The organism is Streptomyces sp. NPDC087310 (genome assembly GCF_044744405.1).
Lineage (GTDB): Bacteria > Actinomycetota > Actinomycetes > Streptomycetales > Streptomycetaceae > Streptomyces.
Genome location: NZ_JBIUYF010000009.1, coordinates 137,961 through 162,347, shown reverse-complemented (window position 1 = coordinate 162,347; position 24,387 = coordinate 137,961). Strand labels below are relative to the sequence as shown.

Sequence of the window (24,387 nt, the reverse complement as noted above, 5' to 3'; positions counted from 1 at the left end):
ATGTGCGGTACTTGCGGTTGCGTCGGCGGAAGCGGTGAGGGCGGCGGGACGAGGATCGCCGTACCGCACGCCCACCCGCACGACCACGACCACGTTCACGCCGGCCACGGCCCCGACCACACCGGCGTACGGGACCACCCGTCGGCCGACCGGGGGAGTACCGGGGACGGCGAGACCATCACCCTCGAACAGAAGGTCCTCGTCAAGAACGACGACCTGGCCGTCCGTAACCGCGCCTGGCTCGCGGAACGGGGCATCGTGGCCGTGAACATGATGAGTTCGCCCGGGGCCGGCAAGACCACCCTCCTCGAACGCACCCTCAGGGACTTCGCCGGCCGCCGCCCGGTCGCCGTCATCGAGGGCGACCAGGAGACGGCGCTCGACGCGGAGCGGATCAGGCGGGCGGGCGGCACCGTCGTCCAGATCAACACCGGCGCCGGCTGCCACCTCGACGCGGAGATGGTGCGGGGCGCGCTCACGGCCCTGGAGCCGGAGCCGGGCTCGCTGATCCTGGTCGAGAACGTGGGCAATCTGGTCTGCCCCGCGCTCTTCGACCTCGGGGAGCGCAGCCGGGCCGTGATCATCTCGGTCACCGAGGGGACGGACAAGCCGCTCAAGTACCCGTACATGTTCGCCGCCGCCGACCTCGTGGTCATCAACAAGATCGACCTGCTCCCGTACGTCGACTTCGACGTCGAGCAGTGCGAGAAGTACGCCCGGTCGGTCAATCCGGATCTGCGGGTTCTGACCGTCTCGGCGACCACCGGCGAGGGGATGGCGGCCTGGTACGACTGGGTCGCGCACCCCTGATCACTCCGCGGCCCGCTCCACCCGGACCGGGCCGCCGGTGGTGACGGACTCGATCGCGGCGAGGGCGATGGCCAGCGCGGCGCGGGCGTCCTCGCCGGTGACCGCGGGGGCGCGCCCGGTGCGGACGCAGTCGGTGAAGTCGGCGAGTTCGGCGACGTAGGCGTCGCGGAACAGGTCCTGGTCGTAGCTGACGCTCTCGGCGCTGACACCGTCCGGGCCGTAGGACGTGAGATGGGTACGGCGCACCTCGCCCATGGTGAGCATGCCCGCCGAGCCGAAGACCTCGCCGCGTACGTCGTAGCCGTACACGGCCTGGAAGTTGGCCTCGGCGGTGGCGAGGGCGCCGTTGTCGAAGCGGATGGTGACGACGGCGGTGTCGAGCAGGCCGCGGTCCTTGAAGTCGGGGCGGACCAGGGCGTCGGCCAGGGCGAAGACCTCGACGGCCTCGGCACCGGGGTTGAGGTAGCGCAGGGTGTCGAAGTCGTGGATCAGCGTCTCCAGGAAGATCGTCCACGGCGGGATGGGCGCGGGGTCGGCCAGCTTCGGGTCGCGGGTCAGCGAGCGCAGGAGCTGCGGGGTGCCGATGGAGCCGGCGGCGACCTTGTCGTGGGCGGCGCGGAAACCCTCGTCGTAGCGGCGGTTGAAGCCCACCTGGAGGGCCACGCCCGCCTCGCGGGCCGCGGAGACGGCGCGGTCGGCTTCCGCGAGGGTGACGGCCATGGGCTTCTCGCAGTAGACCGCCTTGCCCGCCCGGGCCGCCGCCTCGACGAGATCGGCGTGGGTGCGGGCCGGGGTGGCGATGACCACGGCGTCGATCTCCGGGGCGGCGAGGAACGCGGCGATGTCCGTGTACGCCACGGGGGCGTCCAGATGGTCCGCGAGGCGCCGGGCCGTGTCCGGTACGGGGTCGGCGACCGCGGCGAGACGGACACCGGGGATGCGCCGGGCGAGGGTCGTGGCGTGGAAGGAACCCATCCGTCCGGCGCCGATCTGGCCGACGGCGAGGGGTGGCTGAGAGGGCATGCGGAATCTCCGTATCTCCGTACGTACGCCGTGACCGGGCGAGGCCGGGCCATGGCCGGGGGAGTGTGTTCAGGTGGTGGTGAAGGCGGTACGGAAGCGCTCCATGGCCAGGTCACTGTCGGTGGAGGCCCATGCCTCCATGGCCACGGTGCCCTGGTAGCCGAGGTCCGTGAGGGCGCGGGCGACGGCCGGGTAGTGGATCTCGCCGGTCCCGGGCTCACAACGGCCGGGGACGTCCGCGACCTGGATCTCGCCGATCAGCCCCAGGCCGTGGGCCCGCCGGACCAGTTCGACGAGGTTCCCCTCGCCGATCTGCGCGTGGTACAGGTCGAGGTTCATCCGCAGGCCCGGCCGGTCCACCGCGGCGACCAGGGCCAGGGTGTCGGCGGCCCGGGCGAACGGCACCCCGGGATGGTCGACCGCGGTGTTGAGGTTCTCCAGGGTGAAGACCACTCCGGCGCTCTCGCCCAGCTCCGCGATCCTGTCGAGGGTCCGCAGGGCGGCCGGCCACAGGGGACCGGTGTCCTCGTCGGCGACCGGCACCACCGGCAGGCCCGCGCCGTCCAGGCCGGTGCCGTGCAGGTTCAGCCGCGGGCAGCCCAGTCGTTCGGCGGCCTTGACCGACTCCTCGGCCGTGCGCAGCAGCTCCGCCGCCCCGTCCTCGTCGGTCAGGGTGCCGCGGAGATAGCCGGTCATCGAGGAGAGGACGGCCGGGGTCCTGGCCAGCGCGTCGAGGTCGTGCCGGCTCCAGTCCCAGATCTCGACCTGGAAGCCGGCGTCGTGGATACGCCGGGCCCGCTCCTGGATCGGAAGGTCCCGGAAGACCATCTCGGCGCAGATCGCCAACGTGTACATCCGCCACCCGCCTCACTTCTTCTATAACGTTCTAGTCGGGGTTGCAGTACGCCAGTCGGCCACCCTGGCTGTCAAGGGCCGGGAACGCCCGGACTGGAACGTTGCAGTAGCGCGGGGAGGCGGCCGTACCACCTGGTCTACGATCGGCGGCCCGGGGGAGTTGTCTACCGAGGAGGCCAGACGTGCCACCGATCTCCGCGGCGGGGGACCGGAAACGGCCCACCCTCGCCGATGTCGCGGCGCGCGCGGGCGTCTCCACGGCGCTCGTCTCCGTCGTGATGCGCGGGGCCAAGGGCGCCGGCGCCGCCACCCGTGAGCGGGTCCTCGAAGCCGCGCGGGAGATCGGCTACCGGCCCGACACCCGGGCACGCCTGCTGCGCAGCAGCCGTTCCCGTCTGCTCGGGGTGCAGTTCGGACTCCAGCACCCCTTCCACGCCGACCTGGTGGAAGGCGTCTACGGTGCGGCCGAGTCCGCCGGGTACCAGGTCGCGCTGAGCGCGGTCGCGCCCAGCCGCGGCGAACAGCACGCCCTGGAGACGCTGCTCGCCGACCGCTGCGAGGCGCTGATCCTGCTCAGTCCCGAGCTCCCCGCCGCACGGCTGACGGAACTCGCCGGCCAGATGCCGGTCGTCTCCGTCGCCAGGAGACTCCGGCAGCCGTCCGGAGCCGTCGAGGTGGTACGGACCGCCGACGACGAGGGGGCCCGCCAGGCCGTGGACCACCTGGTCGGGCTCGGCCACCGGGCCGTCGCCCACATCGACGGCGGCCGGGCCCCCGGCGCGGCCGACCGGCGCCGCGGCTACCGCACCGCCATGAACCGCCACGGGCTGGGCCGGCACACGTACGTCCTGCCCGGTGGGCCGACCGAGGAGGACGGCGCGGCGGCCGCCCGTACGCTGCTGGCCGGCCCGACCCGTCCCACCGCCGTACTGGCCTTCAACGACCGCTGTGCCACGGGCGTCCTCGACACCTTCCTGCGCGCCGGTGTCCCGGTCCCCGGCGAGGTCTCCGTCGTCGGCTTCGACGACAGCCGGCTCGCGCGCCTGGCCCACATCGACCTCACCACCGTCGGCCAGGACGTCGCCCGCCTCACCCGGGAGGCCGTGGCACGGGTCGTGGGACGGCTCGACGGGGATCCGGTCCCCGACCGGGAGACCGTGGTGGCCCCGCGCCTCGTCATCCGCACCACCACGGCGGCGCCACCCGGGTAGCCCCGGCCCGGGCCGGGGCCACCGGTGGGCCTGAACCGAGGGGCCGCCGGGCCGGCCCCTTACAGAACATCGGCTCTGTCACTACGTTTTTCCGGACAGATCTACGGCAATGGTGGCCGGTTTGTGCTGGATTACCGGTTCTCTCCACCTCCTGGACCGAAGCGGCGGATTCAATTCCGGCCAGGGCGCGGTGACATGGTCCTGTGCCGACCGCTTCCGTACGAGACGGGCGGTCTCGCCCGTGTTCGGCAGGTCGGCACGGTCGATGACCGATTGTCGCCGGTCTCCACCGCCGGTCTCCGCGGAGCCGCCCCCCGGGCGGCCGGGTGGTGGCAGGCGGCACCGGTCACTCCCGTACACCAAGCCCCGTGATCCTCGCGGGCCCTGGCGTACGGGACCTGGCCTGCGTGGTTCGCGCCGTCGCGGCCGGGCGGAGCCGGGCGGCCGGAGTCCGGAGGGGGGCGCGGGGGCGCGTCTCCTCCGTATCCTGTTGGCCCCGAATCCATGAAGCAATATGCCCACGTCAATTTCCCATGATCCGGCTGGAAAGATCTAATTCCTTGATCCTCGGCGTCCCGCTCGTTTCGACGGTCACGCCGACCCGGCCGGACGTTCATGACACGCGGGACGCTCGGGCTGTCCAGTTTTCGCCCCTTCAGATTTCTCGCCGCGGGCTCGTATGGTCTGCAGTGAGAAATCGAATGACTGATGGCGGGGAGGGCGTAAGTGCGTGGTGAACTCCTGGCGCGCAGACGCACGCGATGTTCTTCGGGACCAGCGGGAAAAGGCGTTCTTCCCCTGATCGGCGAGATCCGCTACGTTTCTTCAGCCGTCGGCCCGCCGGCTCCGGGGGAGCCTTCGCGGACCGGTCCGTTCTCCGTCATCGGCGACTGAGGACGGGACGGCGCCGGGCGTGAACCCGCGGGTCACCCCTACGCCTCCGGGACCGGACCGGCGCTCTTCGTCCCGAGGTCGGAGCGGTGCGGGAGCCTTCCGGCATTCCGGCGACGAAGCCCCGATGACGGATATCGATCCGCCGAAGCGTAATCGAGAGTTTTCCGGAACTTCATAAATCCGGGAGAGCTGCCGGATCACGCGCGGGCGAAGTGAGAGTCCGGTGCGCCGCACCGATGCTGTGTGCTGCTTGCAATCCCTGATGAAAACGGGCGAGAAACGGTGGTGGGCGCGTGAGGACGGCTGGGGACGTGACTGATTCAACAATTCAGGGCCATGGTCGTAAAGGCCCTGTTGCCATTGTCGGACTGTCCTGCCGTCTTCCGAAGGCCGCCGACAGGCACGCGTTCTGGACGATGCTGGCCGACGGAGCCCACGGCGTGACGGACGTCCCCGCGGACCGGTGGGACCACGCCGAGTACTTCGACGAGGACCCCGGCGCACCGGGGAAGGTCAACACCCGCAGGGGCGCCTTTCTGGACCAGGTCGACCGGTTCGACCCCGCCTTCTTCGGGATCTCACCGCGCGAGGCCACCGCCATGGACCCGCAGCAGCGCCTCGCGCTCGAACTGAGCTGGGAGGCGATCGAGGACGCGGGGATCGTCCCCGGCAGCCTCGCGTCCACCAGGACCGGCGTGTTCATGGGAGCGATGAACGACGAGTACGCCACCCTCACCCGCCGGGCCGGGCTGCGCCAGGTCGACCAGCACACCTTCACCGGAGTGCAGCGCAGCCTGATCGCCAACCGGGTCTCCTACTTCCTCGGCGTGCGCGGACCCAGCGTGACCATGGACACCGGACAGTCGTCCTCCCTGGTCGCGGTGCACCTGGCCGTACAGAGCCTGCGGACCGGAGAAGCCGACATCGCGCTGGCCGGCGGCGTGAACCTCACGCTCACCCCCGAGGGCGCCGTCGGCGCGGCCAAGCTCGGCGCACTCTCCCCCGACGGCCGCTGCTACACCTTCGACGCCCGGGCCAACGGCTTCGTCCGCGGCGAGGGCGGCGGTGTCGTGGTGCTGAAACCCCTGGCCGCCGCGCTCGCCGACGGGGACCGTGTCCACTGCGTCATCAACGGCAGCGCCGTCAACAACGACGGTGGCGGTGACGGGCTGACGGTGCCCAGCGGTCCCGCGCAGGAAGAGGTGCTGCGCCTCGCGTACGAGCGGGCGGGGGTGGACCCCGCCTCGGTCCAGTACGTGGAGCTGCACGGCACCGGTACCCGGCTCGGCGACCCGATCGAGGCAGCGGCCCTCGGCGCCGTGCTGGGCGCGGCGCGCGGCACGGCGGCCCCGCTCCAGGTGGGTTCGGTCAAGACCAACGTCGGCCACCTGGAATCCGCCGCCGGTGTCACCGGGCTCATCAAGACCGCGCTGGCGATACGGCACCGGCTGCTGCCGCCGAGCCTCGGCTTCACCACACCGAACCCGCGGATCCCGCTGGCCGACCTGAACCTCGACGTCCGCGTCACGCACGGCGAATGGCCCGCGCCGGACCGGCCGTTGGTTGCCGGGGTCAGCTCGTTCGGGGTCGGCGGGACCAACTGCCACGTCGTCCTCTCCGAGGTCTCGGCCGCGGCTGACGTGGCGGTCGAGGTCGCATGCGAGCCCTCGGCCGGGCCCGGGGGCGGCGGGGCGCCCTGGGTGGTCTCCGGCCGGTCGGTGGCGGCGGTACGGGAACAGGCCGCGCGCCTCCGCGCGCAGGTCGCGGACCACCCGGAGACGGACCTGTCCGACCTGGGCCGCTCCCTCGCCACGACCAGGACCGCCTTCCGCCACCGGGCCGCCGTGACCGCCACCGACCGGGCCGGATACCTGGCCGGACTCGACGCCCTCGCCTCCGGCGACGCGGCCCCGGGGCTGGTCCAGGGCACGGCCGACGCCCCGAGCGGCACCGTCTTCGTCTTTCCCGGTCAGGGTTCCCAGTGGACGGGGATGGCTGTGGAGTTGATGGGGTCCTCGGGGGTGTTCGCGGCGCGGATGGGGGAGTGTGCGCAGGCGCTGTCGCCGTTCGTCGACTGGTCGTTGTCCGAGGTGTTGGGCGACGGTGAGGTGTTGGGGCGGGTGGATGTGGTGCAGCCGGTGTTGTGGGCGGTGATGGTGTCGTTGGCAGAGGTGTGGCGTTCGTACGGTGTGGAGCCGGCGGCGGTGGTGGGGCACAGCCAAGGGGAGATCGCCGCGGCGTGTGTGGCCGGTGCGTTGTCGCTGGAGGACGGTGCGCGGGTCGTCGCCCTGCGCAGCCAGGCCCTCGTCTCCCTCTCCGGACGCGGCACGATGGCCTCCGTCGCCCTGCCCGCCGGTGAACTGACCCTGGGCGGCTCCCTGTCGGTGGCCGCCGTCAACGGACCGCGCTCCACGGTGGTCGCCGGTGACGAGAGCGCGATCGACGCGCTGGTGGCGGAGTTGACCGACCGGGGCGTCAGGGCCCGCCGTATCGCCGTCGACTACGCCTCGCACTCGGCCCACGTCGAGACGATCCGCGACCGGCTGCACACCGCGCTGGCCCCGATCACACCACGGACCGCCTCGGTCCCGTTCTTCTCGACGCTGACCGGGCAGTGGCTCGACGCCGGTGCGACGGACGCCGACTACTGGTACCGGAACCTCCGCAGCACCGTCCGCTTCGAGGAGGCCGTCCGCGGGCTGCTCGCAGCGGGCCACCGGGCGTTCATCGAGGTGAGCCCGCACCCCGTACTGGTGATGGGCGTCCAGGAGACCGCCGAGGCCATGGGCGTACCCGTGGTCGTCGTGCCCTCGTCCCGGCGGGACGACGGCACGCGGGCCCGTGTGATGGCCTCGCTCGCCGAACTGTCCGTGCGCGGGGCCGGTATCGACTGGTCGGCGGTCTTCCCGGGCGGACGCCGCGTCGAGCTGCCCACCTATCCGTTCCAGCGACAGCGCTACTGGATCGCCCCGGCGCCCGAATCGGCAGCGTACGAAGGCGAGTCGGCGGATGCCGGTGACCCGGTGGGCGCGAGGGAGCCGACGGGCGCGGGCGCGCCGGTGGACAACGGGCGACCGGCGTACGAGGACACCCCCCTCGGGGCGGACGTCCTCGACGCCGGCCGGGTGCGGCAGCTCGTCCGGGCCCACGCCGCCGCCGTCCTCGGCCACACCACCCCGGCCGCGGTCGAGACGGACCTGCCCTTCAAGGACCTCGGCTTCGACTCCCAGATGACCGTCGAACTGCGCGACCGCCTCAGCGGCGCGCTCGGCCGGCGGCTGCCGTCCGCCCTGCTCTTCGACCATCCGACGCCGGACGCGCTCATCGCCCATCTCTCCGGCGCCCCCGCCTCTCGCCCCGCCGCCCGCGCCGACGGCTTCGCCCCCGGCAGCGACCCGATCGCGATCGTCGGGATGAGCTGCCGCTTTCCCGGCGGCGTACGGAGCCCGGAGGACCTGTGGGACCTGGTGGTCTCCGGCGCGGACGCGATCTCGGCGTTCCCCGCCGACCGGGGCTGGGACCTCGACGCGCTCGCCGCGACCAGCCACACCCGGCACGGCGGATTCCTGCACGACGCGGCCGAGTTCGACGCGGCGTTCTTCGGCATCAGCCCGCGCGAGGCGCTCGCGACCGACCCCCAGCAGCGGCTGCTGCTGGAGATCTCCTGGGAGGCGCTGGAACGCGCCGGTCTCGACCCGGCCACGCTGCGCGACAGCGACACCGGTGTGTTCGTCGGGGCGATGGCCCAGGACTATGTGCCGCGTCTGCACGAGGCGCCGGACGGGTTCGCCGGGTACGGGCTCACCGGCTCCACCGGATCCGTCGCCTCCGGCCGCATCTCGTACGCCCTGGGGCTGCGCGGCCCGGCGCTGACCGTGGACACGGCGTGCTCCTCCTCGCTGGTCGCCCAGCACCTCGCGGCACAGGCCCTGCGGCGCGGCGAGTGCTCCCTGGCGCTGGCCGGCGGGGTGACGGTGATGGCCAACCCCGGCATGTTCGTCGAGTTCTCCCGGCAGGGCGGACTGGCGCCGGACGGCCGGTGCAAGGCTTTCGGCGCGGGCGCCGACGGTACGGGGTGGGCCGAGGGCGCCGGGATGCTCGTCCTGGAACGGCTCTCCGACGCCCGGCGCAACGGACACCCGGTACTGGCGCTCCTCCGTGGCTCCGCCGTCAACCAGGATGGCGCCTCCAACGGCCTGACCGCGCCCAACGGCCCCTCCCAGCAGGAGGTGATCCGGCGCGCGCTCGCCGACGCGGGACTCGCGCCGTCCGACGTGGACGCGGTGGAGGCACACGGTACGGGCACCACCCTGGGCGACCCGATCGAGGCCGAGGCGCTGCTCGCCACGTACGGACAGGACCGTGAACACCCGCTGTGGCTCGGTTCGTTGAAGTCCAACATCGGCCACACTCAGGCCGCCGCCGGGGTCGGCGGGGTGATCAAGACGGTCCTGGCCCTGCACCACGGGATCGTCCCCAGGACCCTGCACGCGGACGAGGTCTCGCCCCAGGTGGACTGGTCGGCGGGGCAGGTCGCGCCCGTCTCCGCGAACGTGACCTGGCCGGAGACCGGACGCCCGCGCCGGGCCGCCGTGTCGTCGTTCGGTGTCAGTGGCACCAACGCGCACACCATCATCGAACAGGCCCCGCCGGAAGATGAGTTGGCGCCGGAGCTCCTTCCCGGCTCATCGCCTGCCGAAGCCGCGGGCCCGGGACCCCTCCCGTGGCAGCTCTCCGGCCGTACGCCCCAGGCGCTCCAGGCCCAGGCGCGGCGCCTCGCCATCCATCTCGACGCCAGGCCCGGTCTCGGCGCCGCCGACGTCGGGCGCTCCCTCGCCGCCACCCGGTCCGCCTTCGAGCACCGCGCCGTACTGCTCGGCCGCGACCGCGACGAACTGCGCGGGCTGCTCACCGCACTGGCCGACGGGCGGACCGACCCCCGGCTGGTCCGGGGCAGCGCCGACACCACCGGACGCGTCGTCTTCGTCTTCCCCGGCCAGGGGTCCCAGTGGGCCGGGATGGCCGTCGAACTGCTCGCCACCGAGCCGGTGTTCGCCGCGCGCATGGCCGACTGCGCCGGCGCCCTCGCCCCGCATGTGACGTGGTCGCTCCTCGAAGTGCTCTCCGACGCCGAGGCGTTGGAGCGGGTCGACGTGGTGCAGCCCGCGCTGTTCGCGGTGCTGGTGTCGCTGGCCGCGCTGTGGCGCTCGTACGGTGTGGAGCCCGCCGCCGTGCTCGGGCACAGCCAGGGCGAGATCGCCGCCGCCTGCGTCGCGGGCACCCTCACCCTGGAGGACGCCGCCCGGGTGAGCGCCCTGCGCGCCAAGCTGATCCTCGCCGAACTCGCCGGCCGGGGCGGCATGGCCTCCGTCGCGCTGGCCCCCCAGGAACTGCTGCCACGCCTCGAAGCCTGGGACGGACGGCTCTCGTTGGCCGCGTCCAACGGGCCCACGGCGTCCGTCGTCTCCGGCACACCGGAGGCGCTGGACGAACTGCTGACCGCGCTCGACGCCGAGCAGGTCAGGGTCCGCAGGATCCCGGTGGACTACGCCTCGCACTCCCCGCAGGTCGAAGAGGTCCGCGACGCCCTCCTGGCCGCCCTCGCCACCGTACGGCCGCGCACCGCTCCCGGCACCGCTCCCGGAGCCACTCCCGGCACCGCTCCCGTCCGTTTCTTCTCCACCGTCACCGGCGGACCCCTCGACACCGCCGCCCTGGACGCCGCGTACTGGTACACCAACCTGCGCACCACCGTCCGCTTCGAGCAGGCCACCCGGGCCGCGCTCGACCAGGGGTACGACCTGTTCATCGAGGTCAGCCCGCATCCGGTGACCGTCCCCAGCCTCCAGGAGACCATCGAGGCCGCCGAGGCACACGCCGTGGCCCTCGGGTCGCTGCGCCGCGACGACGGGGGGCAGGAACGATTCCTCACCTCGCTCGCGACGGCCCACACCCAGGGCGGCACCCCGGACTGGACCGGCCTCCTCGGCACGGGACCCCGGGTCGAGCTGCCCACGTACGCCTTCCAGCGCGAACGGTACTGGCTGCTGCCCGAGCCGGTGAGCCGGGCCGTGAGCGGACCGGACGACTGGCGCTACCGCGTCACCTGGCGCCCCGTCACGCCCCCGCCGGCACCGCCACTGGCCGGGCAGTGGCTGCTGCTCGCCCCCGCCGAGGGCATCGGCGCACCCCTCGTCGCGCGGTGTGAACGGGCGCTGGCGGAAGCGGGAGCCGAGGTCGTCCGGCCGGCCGCCGGAGACCCGGCGGCGCTCACCGACCTGCTCACGGCGGGGAAAACACCCGCCGGAGTCCTCTCCCTGCTCGCCCTGGACGAGCGCCGCGCACCGGACGGCTCCGCGCCGCGCGGACTCCTCGACACCGTCGCGCTGGCCCAGGCGCTCTCCGGGCGGGAGATACCGCTGTGGCTCGCCACCCGGGGCGCCGTCGCCGTCGACCCCGACGACCGGCTCGACCACCCCGAACAGGCGGCCGTCTGGGGCCTGGGCCGCGCCCTCGCCCTCGAATCCCCCCGGGACCGGGGCGGACTGGTGGACCTCCCCGCCCACCTCGACGACACCGCGGCGGCCCTGCTCGCCGCCGCGCTCACCGGCGACAGCGACGAGGACCAGGTGGCCGTACGCCCCGCCGGTCTCTTCGTACGGCGACTGGTGCGGGCCGCGCTCCCGCCGGCCACGGCCGCCCCCTGGCGGCCCCGCGACACCGCGCTGATCACCGGCGGCACCGGCGCGCTCGGCGCGCGGGTGGCCCGCTGGCTCGCCGCCGCCGGGGCCGGACACCTCGTCCTGGCGAGCCGCAGCGGCCCCGAGGCACCGGGAGCCGCCGCGCTGCGCGCCGAACTCACCGCGCTCGGCGCCTCGGTGGAGATCGTCGCCTGCGACACCGCCCGCCGCGAAGAACTGGCCGCGCTGCTGGACTCCGTACCCGAGGACCGCCCGCTGCGCACGGTCGTGCACACCGCCGGAGTCCTGGTCGAGTCCACCGTGCGCACCCTCACCACGGAAGAACTCGAACAGACCCTGCGCGCCAAGACCGAGACCGCCCGCCATCTCCACGAACTCACCGGAGAACTCGACGCGTTCGTACTCTTCTCCTCCGGCGCCGGTGTCTGGGGCAGCGGCGGACAGGGCGCGTACGGCGCGGCCAACGCCTACCTCGACGCGCTCGCCCGGCACCGCCGCGACCACGGGCTGCCCGCCACGGCCGTCTCCTGGGGCGCGTGGGGCGGCGGCGGGATGGGCGCAGTCGACGGCGCCGAGGACGTCTGGCGGCGCCTCGGCGTCCTCCCGATGGACCCCCGATCCGCCGTCACCGCGCTCCAACGGGCCCTGGACGCCGGGGAGAACACCCTCACCGTCGCCGACATCGACTGGCGCCGCTTCGCCCCGGCCTTCGCGTCCGCCGGACCCCGGCCGCTCCTCGCCGACCTGCCCGAGGCGCGGCGCGCCCTGAACGGGCCCACCGATGACACCACCACGGACCCGGCCGCCGCGACCCCCCGGCGGCCCGAACGGATCCGGAAGCTGGAGGGCCTGCCCGAGGCCCGGCGCACCGACGCCCTGCTCGAACTCGTCCGCGCCGAGGCCGCCGCCGTACTCGGCCACACCGACCCCCGCGCCGTACGGCCGGGACGGCCCTTCAAGGAGAGCGGCTTCGACTCGCTGACCTCCGTCGAACTCCGCGACAGGCTGGTCGCCGCCGTCGGCCACCGGCTCCCCACGAGCCTCGTCTTCGACCGGCCGACACCGACGGCGCTCGCCCGCCACCTCGACACCCTGCTGTTCGGCGCCGCCACCACCGGGACCGGCACCACCGGGGCCTCCGACGAACCCGTCGCGATCATCGCCATGGCCTGCCGCTACCCGGGCGGCGTCAGCTCCCCCGAGGACCTGTGGGAGCTGGTCGCCGCCGGTACGGACGCGGTGTCCGAGTTCCCCGCCGACCGGGGCTGGAACGTGGAGTCCCTGTACGACGCCGACCCCGACCGGCCGGGCACCTCCCATGTACGGCACGGCGGATTCCTGTACGACGCCGCCGAGTTCGACGCCGAACTCTTCGGGATGAGCCCCCGCGAGGCACGGGCCACCGACCCCCAGCAGCGGCTGCTGCTGGAGACGGCCTGGGAGACGTTCGAGCGCGCGGGCATCGACCCCCGGTCACTGGCGGGCTCCCCGACCGGGGTGTTCGTCGGCGCGATGTCCCAGGACTACGGGCCCCGGATGCACGAGGCACCGCAGGACTTGGAGGGCTATCTGCTCACCGGCAACATCGGCAGTGTGGCCTCCGGCCGCGTCTCGTACACCTTCGGCCTCGAAGGCCCGGCGATGACCGTCGACACCGGCTGCTCCGCCTCCCTCGTCGCGCTCCACCTCGCCGCGCAGTCCCTGCGGCGCGGCGAGAGCTCGATGGCGCTCGCGGGCGGGGTGACCGTGATGTCCACCCCCGGTGTGTTCATCGAGTTCTCCCGGCAGCGCGGACTCGCCCTCGACGGCCGGTGCAAGGCGTTCGGGGCGGGCGCCGACGGCACCGGCTGGTCGGAAGGCGTCGGCCTGCTCCTCCTGGAGCGGCTCTCCGACGCCGAACGCAACGGCCACGAGATCCTCGCCGTCGTCCGGGGCAGCGCCGTCAACCAGGACGGCGCGTCCAACGGACTGACCGCCCCCAACGGCCCCTCGCAGGAGCGCGTCATCCGGCGCGCCCTGGCCGACGCCGGACTCACCCCGGCCGAGGTCGACGCGGTCGAGGGACACGGTACGGGCACCACACTCGGCGACCCGATCGAGGCCGAGGCGCTGCTCGCGACGTACGGGCAGAACCGTGAACGCCCCCTGTGGCTCGGTTCGTTGAAGTCCAACATCGGCCACACCCAGACCGCGGCCGGGGTCGGCGGTGTGATCAAGATGGTGCAGGCGATGCGCCACGGCGTCCTGCCGAGGACCCTGCACGCCGATGAGCCCTCGCCCCGGATCGACTGGTCGGCGGGCGCCGTGTCACTGCTCACCGAGGAGCGCGCCTGGCCCGACGAGGGCCGTCCGCGCCGCGCGGGCGTCTCCGGATTCGGTGTGGGCGGGACCAACGCCCATGTCATCGTCGAACAGGGCCCGCCGCCCGGCCCCGTCACCCCGCCCGCCCCCGTCACCCCGCCCGCCGACGCCCCCGGCGCGCTGCCCTGGCTGCTGTCGGGCCGTACCGAACAGGCCCTGCGCGACCAGGCGCGGAAGCTCTCCGCACACCTCGCCGCCCACCCGGACACGGCCCCGCTCGACGTGGCGTACACCCTGGCCACCGGCCGGACCGCGCTCGACCACCGGGCCGTCGTGTTCGCGGCCGACCGCGCCGGATTCGCCGCCGCACTCGACGCGCTGGCCACCGGCGACGACGTGTGCGCCCGGGGCATCGCCGACGAGGACCCCGGAACCGTCTTCGTCTTTCCCGGTCAGGGTTCCCAGTGGGTGGGGATGGCCGTGGAGTTGATGGGGTCCTCCGCGGTGTTCGCGGCGCGGATGGGGGAGTGTGCGCAGGCGCTGTCGCCGTTCGTCGACTGGTCGTTGTCCGAGGTGCTGGACGATGGCGAGGCGTTGGGGCGGGTCGATGTGGTGCAGCCGGTGTTGTGGGCGGTGATGGTGTCGTTGGCAGAGGTGTGGCGTTCGTACGGTGTGGAGCCGGCGGCGGTGGTGGGGCACAGCCAAGGGGAGATCGCCGCGGCGTGTGTGGCCGGTGCGTTGTCGCTGGAGGACGGTGCGCGGGTCGTCGCCCTGCGCAGCCAGGCCCTCCGGGAGCTCTCCGGCGGTGGCGCGATGGCGGCGCTGCTGCTCGCACCCGACGAGGTCACCCGGCTGATCGAACCCTGGGACGGCCGGCTCACCATCGCCGCGTACAACGGCCCGAATTCCACCACCGTCGCCGGGGACCCCGAGGCCGTCGAAGCGCTGCACGCCCACTGCGAGCGCGAACGGATCCAGTCCCGCCGCGTCGCCGTCGACTACGCCTCCCACTCGCCGCAGGTCGAGGAGATCCGCGACCGGCTGCTCGCCGACCTGGCCCCGATCACCCCGCGCCCGGCCGGCATACCGTTCCACTCCACCGTCACCGGCGCACCGCTCGACACCACCGGGCTGGACGCCGCGTACTGGTACACCAACCTGCGCAGGCCCGTCCTCTTCGAACCGACCGTACGGGCCCTGATCGACGCGGGACACGGCATCTTCATCGAGCCGAGCGCCCACCCCGTCCTCACCACCGCCGTCCAGGACACCGCCGAGCGGGCCGGGCGACCCGTCGCCGCGTTCGGCACCCTGCGCAGGGAGGACGGGGCGGCCGACCGCTGGCTGGCCTCCCTCGCCGATGCGCATGTCCACGGCGCCCCCGTCGACTGGTCCGGGCTCCTCACCGGGGGCCGCAGGACCGATCTGCCCACCTACGCCTTCCAGCGCGAGCGGTACTGGCTGGACCCGGTCACCTCGTCCGGGCGCGCCGTCGCGGAGGGCGCGGCGGGCCTCGGGCTCAGCTCCGCGGCCCACCCGCTGCTCGGCGCCGCCGTGGAGTTGGCCGGCACGGACGAGTACGTCCTCACCGGACGGGTGTCCCTCCGTACCCACCCCTGGCTCGCCGACCACGCCGTGTCCGGCACCGTACTGCTGCCGGGCACCGCGTTCGTCGAACTCGCGCTGCGCGCCGGGGACGAGGTGCGCTGCGACCGGATCGACGAACTGACCCTGAGCGCACCCCTGTTGATCGACGGCGAGGTGACCCTCCAGGTTCTCGTCGGGGCCGCCGACGCCGACGGGCGGCGAACAGTGGCGGTGCACTCCCGTACGTCCCAGGGCGCGTCCTGGACCCGGCACGCCGACGGCGCGCTGTGCGCCGGAGGAGCGCCGGGATCGTCCCCGACCGGGGAAGAGATGGCCTGGCCGCCGCCCGGGGCGCGTCCCGTGGAACAGGCGGGCCTCTACCCGGCGCTCGCCGCGACCGGCTACGACTACGGCCCCGCCTTCCAGGGCCTGCGCGCCGTATGGCAGGACGGCGACGACCTCCTCGCCGAAGTGGCGCTCCCGGACGGCGAGTCGGCCGACGGCTTCGCGCTCCACCCCGCGCTGCTGGACGCCTGCCTCCATCCGCTGGGGCTCGGAAAGGGGCTCGGAACGGGCCTTGGAACGGGCCTCGGTTCCGAGCCGGGCGACGGGGCCGGGACACGGCTGCCGTTCGCCTGGACCGGGGTCCGGCTGCACGCGGTGGGCGCCACATCCGTCCGCGTACGGATCTCCCCGTCCGGCGGTGACGCGGTCTCCGTGACGGTCAGCGACCCGGCGGGCGCACCGGTCGCCACGGTGGCGGGCCTGGTCCTGCGGCCCCTGGCCGCCGGGCAGCTCACCGCCGCACGCCACGACGACCACGACGCGCTGTTCCGACTGGTCTGGAACCCGCTCACCGCCCAGGCTCCGGTCCCGTCCCCGATTCCGGCCGGCCCCGTCAGGGGGATCCCCCTCATGGGTACGGCGGCGCTGGACACGGCCCTCGCGGAGGGCGCGCCGCTGCCCGCCGTCGTCGCCGTACGGCCCGACGCGCCGGCCGGGGACGACCTGGCCGCCCGCGTCCACGGGGCGACCGCGCGCCTGCTGGAACTGTTGCGCACCTGGCTGGCCGACGAGCGGCGCGCCGCCACCCGGCTGGTGATCCTCACCCGGGGCGCCGTCGCCGTCCGGGCGGACGAGGAGATCCTCGACCTCGCGTGGGCGCCGCTGTGGGGGCTCGTCCGCGCGGCGCAGACCGAGAACCCCGATCGGTTCCTGCTCCTCGACACGGATACGGGCAGTGATACGGATACGGCCCCGGGCGGTGATGGTGATGGCGATGTGGATACGGACCCGGTCGTCGACGCGGCCGTCGCCGCCGTACTCGCGGCCGGAGAGCCGCAGGCCGCGCTGCGCGGCGGCGCCGTACTGGTGCCACGGCTCGCCCGGCCGGCAGCCACCCGTCTCCCCGTCCCCGCGCTCGACCCGGACGGCGCCGTACTGATCACCGGAGGCACCGGAACGCTCGGCGGCCTCGTCGCCCGGCACCTCGTCACCACCCACGGGGTCGCCCACCTCGTACTGATCGGCCGCCGGGGCCCGGACGCGCCCGGCGCCGCCGAGCTGAGCGCCGAACTCACCGCCCTCGGCGCCGAGGTGACCGTCGCCGCGTGCGACGCCGCCGACCGGGACGCGCTCGCCGCGCTGCTGGCGGACCTCCCGGTCCGGCTGACGGCGGTCGTGCACACGGCGGGCACCGTGGACGACGGCGTCCTGGAATCACTCACCCCCGACCGGCTCGCCCCCGTCCTGCGGCCCAAGGTCGACGCCGCCCTCAACCTGCACGAACTCACCGACGGTCTGGACGCGTTCATACTGTTCTCCTCGGCGTCGGCCACCTTCGGCACCGCGGGACAGGCCACCTACTGCGCCGCCAACGCGTTCCTCGACGCGCTCGCCCACCACCGCCGTACGGCCGGACTCCCCGCCGTCTCCCTGGCCTGGGGCTACTGGGAGCAGACCAGCGAGCTGACCCGTGGCCTCGGCGCCGGTGACATCGCCCGCCTGGAACGCTCGGGGGTGCTCCCGCTCACCACCGGGCGCGGACTCGCGCTCTTCGACGCGGCGCGGGGCCTGGCGGAACCCTTCGCGGTCACGGCACGGCTCGACACCGCACCCCGGGCCCAGGTCCCCGCCCTGCTGCGCGACCTCGTCAGGGCACCCGCCCGGCGCGCCGCCGAGGGCCCCGCCGTCACCCCCGGCGGGACCGCGCTGTCGGACCGGCTCACCGGGCTCTCCGTACCGGAGCGCGCACAGCTCCTCCTCGCCGAGGTGCTGCGCCACGCCGCCGCAGTCCTCGGCCGTACCGGATCCACCGGACTGCTGCCGGGACGGCCCTTCCGGGACAACGGGTTCGACTCGCTGACCGCCGTCGAACTGCGGAACCGGCTCACCACCCTGACCGGGCTGCGACTGCCCGCCACCCTGGTCTTCGACCACCCCACCCCCCTCGCGCTCGCCGACGACCTGGCGCGTCGGCTGACCGCTACCACCACCGGTGCCGCCGCCCCGCCCGCCGCCCCGGCCCCCGTTCCCGGCGACGAGCCCATCGCGATCGTCGCGATGGCCTGCCGCTACCCGGGTGGTGTCACCTCGCCCGAGGAGCTGTGGGAGCTGGTCGCTGCCGGTACGGACGCCGTGTCCGACTTCCCCGCCGACCGGGGCTGGGACGTCGAGGCGCTGTACGACCCGGACCCCGCCAGGACCGGCACCTCGTACACCCGGAGCGGCGCGTTCCTCCACGACGCGGCGGACTTCGACCACGAACTGTTCGGGATGAGCCCCCGCGAGTCCCTGGCCACCGATCCACAGCAGCGGCTGCTCCTGGAGACCACCTGGGAGGTCTTCGAACGGGCGGGCATCGACCCGCTGTCGGTGAAGGGCAGCAGCACCGGGGTGTTCGTCGGCGCGATGTACAACGACTACGCCTCCCGCATCCACCAGGCCCCCGCCACCGTCGAAGGACAACTGCTCACCGGCAGCGCGGGCAGTGTCGCCTCCGGGCGGCTGGCCTACGTCTTCGGTCTCGAAGGCCCGGCGATCACCGTCGACACCGCGTGCTCCTCCTCGCTCGTCGCCCTGCACCTGGCCGCCAGGTCGCTGCGCCAGGGCGAGAGTTCGCTGGCGGTGGCGGGCGGGGTGACACTGATGGCGGGACCGACCCTGTTCGTGGAGTTCTCCCGGCAGCGCGGACTCTCCGCCGACGGCCGCTGCAAGGCGTTCGGCGCGGGGGCCGACGGCACCGGCTGGGGCGAGGGGGTCGGCGTCCTGCTGCTGGAACGGCTCTCGGACGCGGAACGCAACGGCCACGAGGTCCTCGCCCTGCTGCGCGGCACCGCCGTGAACCAGGACGGCGCGTCCAACGGCCTGACCGCGCCCAACGGTCCCGCTCAACAGCGTGTGATCCGGGGGGCCCTGGCCGACGCGGGGCTGACCGCCCAGGACATCGACGTGGTCGAGGGGCACGGTACGGGGACGACGCTGGGCGACCCGATCGAGGCGCAGGCCGTACTGGCGACGTACGGGCAGGACCGTGAACGCCCGGTGTGGCTGGGATCGTTGAAGTCGAACATCGGGCACACCCAGGCCGCCGCCGGGGTCGGCGGCGTCATCAAGATGGTCGAGGCGATGCGCCACGGCACCCTCCCGAGGACCCTGCACGCCGACGAGCCCTCGCCCGAAGTGGACTGGGAGCGCGGCGCGGTGGAGCTGCTGACCGAGGCCCGGCCGTGGCCCGACGGGGCACCCCGGCGCGCCGGGGTCTCCTCCTTCGGCGCGGGCGGCACCAACGCCCACGTCATCATCGAACAGGGCCCGATCGCAGAGCAGGGTCCCATCATCGAACAGGGTCCGGCCACGGAGCAGGACCCGATCACCGAGCCGGGCCCGATCGCCGAGCGGGGCCCGATCACCGAAGCGCCCGCCGTTTCCGCCGCCACGACCTCCGCCGGGAAAACCGCCCCGCTGCCCTGGGTGCTCTCCGCCAGGAGCGAGCCGGCGCTACGGGCCCAGGCCGCCCGGCTGCTCTCCTTCCTCGCGTCCCACGACGACCTCGGTCCCGCCGAGGTCGGCCACTCCCTGGTCACCACCCGCGCCTCCCTGGACCACCGCGCGGTCCTCGTGGCCGCCGACCGCCCCGAATTCCTGGCGCACCTCACCGCACTCGCCGAGGGCGGCGGACCCGCCGTCGTCGGCAACGCCGGCGGCCACGGCCGTACGGTCCTCGTCTTCCCCGGCCAGGGCTCCCAGTGGGCCGGAATGGCCCTCGGACTGATGGGGTCCTCGCCGGTGTTCGCGGCCCGGATGGCGGAGTGTGAGGACGCGCTGTCGCCGTACACGGACTGGTCGTTGTCCGAAGTGCTGGGCGACGCGGGCGCGTTGGAGCGGGTGGACGTGGTGCAGCCCGCGCTGTTCGCGGTGATGGTGTCGCTGGCCGCGCTGTGGCGCTCGTACGGTGTGGAACCCGCGGCGGTCGTCGGGCACAGTCAGGGGGAGATCGCCGCCGCCTGTGTCGCCGGGGCGCTCTCCCTGGCCGACGCCGCCCGGGTGGTCGTGCTCCGGAGTCAGGCGCTGACCGAGCTGTCCGGGCGCGGCGCCATGGCCTCGGTGGCGCTCGGCAGGGACGCGCTGGGGCCCCGGCTCTCCGCGCGGCTGTCGGTCGCCGCCGTCAACGGGCCCGCGTCCACCGTGGTCTCCGGAGACCCCCTCGCCCTCGACGCGCTCCTCGACACTCTCACCGCCGAGGGGGTACGGACCCGTCGTATCGCGGTGGACTACGCCTCCCACTCCGGCCATGTGGAGGCCGTACAGGCCCGGTTGCTCGACGACCTCGCCCCGATCACCCCCCGCACCCCGCGCATCCCCTTCTTCTCGACCGTCTCCGCGAGCTGGCTCACCGAGCCCGTCGACGCCGGCTACTGGTACCGGAACCTGCGGGGGACCGTCGAGTTCGAGGCCGCCACCCGCGCGCTCGTCGCGGAGGGGTACGGCGTCTTCGTCGAGGCGAGCCCGCACCCCGTCCTCACCGTCGCGATCCAGGAGAGCGCCGAGGACGCCGTCGTCGTCGGCTCGCTGCGCCGCGACGAGGACGGGCCGCGCCGCTTCCTCACCTCCCTCGCCGAGGCCCATGTCCGGGGCGTCGACGTCACCTGGACGCCCGCGTTCCCCGGTACCCACCGCCGGGTCGGCCTGCCCACCTACGCCTTCCAGCGCGAACGGTTCTGGCTGGAGCAGAGCCCCGGAGGCCCCGCCGATGTCACCTCGGCCGGGCTCCACCCCGCCGAACACCCCCTGCTGGGCGCGACCGTGGCCCTGCCCGGATCGGGCGGCCACCTCGCCACGGGACGGCTCTCCCGGGACGACCACCCCTGGCTCGCGGACCACGGCGTGCTCGGCACGGTCCTGCTCCCGGGCGCCGCGCTCGCCGAACTCGCCGTCCGGGCCGGGGACCAGATCGGCTGCCCCCACCTGGAAGAACTCGTCCTCCACGCGCCGCTCGCGCTGCCCGCGAGCGGCGGCGTACCGGTACAGCTCGAACTCGGCGGGCCCGACGCGTCGGGCCGGCGCACCCTGAGCGTGCACGCGTACGGCCCCGACGGCCAGAACACCTGGACGCGGCACGCCACCGGTGTCCTGGCCCCCGCCCCGGAACAGGCGGGCGAAGCGCTCACCGCGTGGCCGCCCACCGGCGCGACCCCGCTCGACCTCGGCGCCTTCTACCCCGGGCTCGCCGACCGCGGCTACGGCTACGGGCCCGCCTTCCAAGGGCTCCGCGCCGCCTGGCGCGACGGCGAGGACATCGTCGCCGAGGTCGCCCTGCCGGAGGAACACCACGCGCAGGCCGCGCTGTTCGGGCTGCACCCCGCCCTCTTCGACGCGGCCCTGCACACCGTCGGGCTCGGCAAGGCCCTGGACGGGCACGACCGGCCGCTGCTGCCGTTCTCCTGGCAGGGGGTGAGCCTGCACGCGGTCGGCGCCGCGGCGCTGCGGGTCCGTACCCGCTTCACCGGACCCGACACCGTCTCGCTCACCCTGGCGGGACCCGACGGGGCACCGGTGGCCACGGTCACCTCCCTCACGGTGCGGCCCCTCGCCCCAAAGCGGCCCGCCGCCGCACCCGCCGTACGCGACGCGCTGTTCCACGTCGCATGGCGCGAGCAGCCCCGAACGGCCCCGAACGGCGCCGTCGAGGGCCCGCTCCTCGTGCTCGGCGCGGACGGCCTCGGGATGCGCGCCGCGCTGGAGACGGCCGGCGTATCGGTGGCGGTGTGCCAGGACCTGGCCGACTGGAACCCCGCCGGGGACGCACCCGTTCCCCGGTCGGTGGTCACCGGCGACCTGCCGGGACGCACCCCGCGCGAGGCCGTACGCCGAGCCCTCGCCCTGGTACGGAGCTGGCTCGCCGACGACCGGTTCGCCGCCTCGCGCCTGGTCCTCGTGACCCGTGGCGCGGTCTCCACCCGCCACGACGAGGACATCACCTCCCTCGCGCAGGCCGCCGTGTGGGGCTTCGTCCGTACGGCACAGGCGGAGCACCCCGGCCGGTTCGCCCTGCTCGACCTCGGCGCGGGGGAGCCGCCCCTCGCCGGGCTGCCCGCCGCGCTGGCGTCGGGCGAACCCCAACTCGCCCTGCGCTCCGGCGGCTTCCTCGTCCCGCGCCTGGACAGGCTCGACCGGAGCGGCACCCTGCTGCCACCCCCGGACGGGGCGTGGCGGCTCGACGTCACCAGCCCCGGCACCCTGGAGAACCTGGCGTTCCTGCCCGCGCCGGAAGCCGAAGCGCCCCTGGGCGAGGGCGAGATACGGGTCGCCGTACGGGCCGCCGGGCTGAACTTCCGCGATGTCCTCATCGCGCTGGGCATGTATCCGGGCGCGGGCATCATGGGCAGCGAGGGCGCCGGAACCGTACTCGAAACCGGTCCTGGAGTCACCGGACTCGCCGTCGGCGACGCCGTGTTCGGCCTGTTCCTCGCCGGCTCCTTCGGCCCCCGCGTGGTGGCCGACCGGCGGCTGGTCGCGAAGGTCCCGGCCGGCTGGTCCCTCACCGACGCCGCCTCCGTCCCCGTCACCTTCCTCACCGCCTACCACGCCCTGGTCGACCTGGCGGGGCTGCGCCCCGGCGAGTCGGTGCTCGTGCACGCGGCGACCGGCGGTGTCGGTACGGCCGCCGTCCAACTCGCCCGGCACCTCGGCGCGGAGGTCTTCGCGACGGCGGGCCCCGGCAAATGGCACGCGCTGCGCGCCCTCGGCCTGGACGAGGACCACATCGCCTCCTCCCGCGACCTCGACTTCGAGGAGCGCTTCCGCGAGGCCACCGGCGGACGTGGCGTCGACGTCGTCCTCAACTCCCTGGCCCGCGCGTTCACGGACGCCTCCCTGCGGCTGCTGGCCGAGGGCGGCCGGTTCACCGAGATGGGCAAGACGGACCTCCGCGACCCCGACGAGGTCGCCGCGCGGTATCCGGGCGTGACCTACCGGGCGTTCGAGCTGATGGACGCGGGACCCGACCGGGTCCGCGCGATCCTCGCCGAACTGCTGACGCTCTTCGAACGCGGCGTCCTCGCCCCGGCGCCCGTGACCACCTGGGACATCCGCAGGGCGCCGGACGCCGTACGCTTCCTCAGCCAGGCCAAACACCTCGGCAAGCTCGTCCTCACCCTGCCCGCCCCGCTCGACCCGGACGGAACGGTCCTGGTCACCGGCGCGTCCGGGACCCTGGGCGGCGCCGTCGCCCGCCATCTCGTGACCCGGCACGGCGTACGCCACCTGGTGCTCGCCTCCCGGAGCGGCCCCTCCGCCGAACTGTGCGCCGAACTCACCGCGCACGGCGCCACGGTGACCGCCGCCGCCTGCGACATCGCCGACCGCACGGCGCTGGCCCGCCTCCTGGACGCGGTCCCCGGCCCCCATCCGCTCACCGGGGTGGTCCACGCGGCCGGGGTCCTCGACGACGGAGTGGTCGACTCGCTGACCCCGGAACGTATCGACACGGTCCTGCGGCCCAAGGCCGACGGCGCGGCCCATCTCCACGAACTGACCCGCCACCTGGACCTGTCGGCGTTCGTCCTCTTCTCCTCCGCCGCCGCGACGCTCGGCAGCGCGGGCCAGGCGGCGTACGCGGCGGCCAACGCCTATCTGGACGCCCTCGCCCAGCACCGCCGCGCGACGGGCCTGCCCGCCACCTCGCTGGCCTGGGGTCTGTGGGCCGAGCGCAGTGCGATGACCGGGCATCTGGACGACAACGACCTGGCCCGCATGGGTCGTTCGGGCATCGCGCCGCTCACCACCGAGGACGGCCTCGCGCTCTTCGACGCGGGCCGCTCCGCCGCCGAGGCCGCCGTCGTACCGCTGCGGCTGGACCTCGCTGCGCTCCGGTCACACGCCGGGGACCCGGCGTTCCCGCCGCTGTTCCACGGTCTCGTCCGGGCCCCGGCGCCCCGGGCGGCCGAGGCACCACCGGCCTCCGAGGGGGTACGCGACCGGTTCGCCGCCCTGCGCGGGGCCGACCGGGAGCGCGCGCTGCGCGAACTGGTCTGCGACCACGCGGCGACCGTCCTCGGACACGGCGACAGCGCCTCCGTCACACCGGGACGGCCGTTCAAGGAGCTCGGGTTCGACTCGCTGACGGCCGTGGAACTCCGTAACCGGCTGGGCGGCGCCACCGGGCTGCGGCTCTCCGCGACACTCGTCTTCGACCACCCCACGCCCCTCGCCCTCGCCGAACACCTGCGCGCCGAACTCTTCGCCGATGAGGAACCGGCGGGCGCCTCCCCGGCGGCCGAGCTGGAACGGCTCGAAGCGGCGCTCGCCCTGGCCGCCCCCGACACGTTCGACCGGACCCAGGTCACCACCCGGCTCCGCGCGCTCCTCAAGCGCGTCGAGCGGGCCGAGCGGGCCGAACCGAACGGGCAGGCCGGGCCCGACGGCGCACTCGACCTCTCCTCGGCCACGCACGACGAGATCTTCGCCCTCATCGACGGGCAGCACGACGACGTCTGAGGCTCCCC

5 protein-coding genes are annotated in these 24,387 nt (G+C 74.2%); 3 read left to right on the top strand and 2 right to left on the bottom strand.

From position 1 onward, the window contains the following. Complete coding sequence (gene hypB, locus ACIO3P_RS31455) at window positions 1-810, top strand: hydrogenase nickel incorporation protein HypB (protein ID WP_401849955.1); 810 nt, start codon at window positions 1-3, stop codon at window positions 808-810. Here hypB and ACIO3P_RS31450 read toward each other — a convergent pair whose 3' ends face one another. Together ACIO3P_RS31450 and ACIO3P_RS31445 are read right to left on the bottom strand one after the other, a co-directional pair. Beyond that, complete coding sequence (locus ACIO3P_RS31450; protein WP_401849953.1) at window positions 811-1,833, bottom strand: Gfo/Idh/MocA family oxidoreductase; 1,023 nt, start codon at window positions 1,831-1,833, stop codon at window positions 811-813. A gap of 69 nt (window positions 1,834-1,902) precedes the next feature. Beyond that, complete coding sequence (locus ACIO3P_RS31445; protein WP_329826607.1) at window positions 1,903-2,688, bottom strand: TIM barrel protein; 786 nt, start codon at window positions 2,686-2,688, stop codon at window positions 1,903-1,905. A gap of 182 nt (window positions 2,689-2,870) precedes the next feature. On the opposite strand from ACIO3P_RS31445, the gene ACIO3P_RS31440 reads away from it, so the two are divergent. Together ACIO3P_RS31440 and ACIO3P_RS31435 are read left to right on the top strand one after the other, a co-directional pair. After that, a complete protein-coding gene (locus tag ACIO3P_RS31440) occupies window positions 2,871-3,899 on the top strand; it encodes a LacI family DNA-binding transcriptional regulator (RefSeq protein ID WP_401849951.1) in 1,029 nt (342 codons plus the stop codon). A gap of 1,205 nt (window positions 3,900-5,104) precedes the next feature. After that, window positions 5,105-24,379: an SDR family NAD(P)-dependent oxidoreductase gene (locus ACIO3P_RS31435; protein WP_401849949.1), complete on the top strand. Its 19,275-nt coding sequence runs from the start codon at window positions 5,105-5,107 to the stop codon at window positions 24,377-24,379. The last annotated feature ends 8 nt before the right edge of the window (window positions 24,380-24,387 follow it).

Coding starts and splice junctions, on each gene's coding strand:
- hypB (WP_401849955.1), top strand. CDS start 1: ATGTGCGGTACTTGCGGTTGCGTCGGCGGAAGCGGTGAGGGCGGCGGG.
- ACIO3P_RS31450 (WP_401849953.1), bottom strand. CDS start 1,833: ATGCCCTCTCAGCCACCCCTCGCCGTCGGCCAGATCGGCGCCGGACGG.
- ACIO3P_RS31445 (WP_329826607.1), bottom strand. CDS start 2,688: ATGTACACGTTGGCGATCTGCGCCGAGATGGTCTTCCGGGACCTTCCG.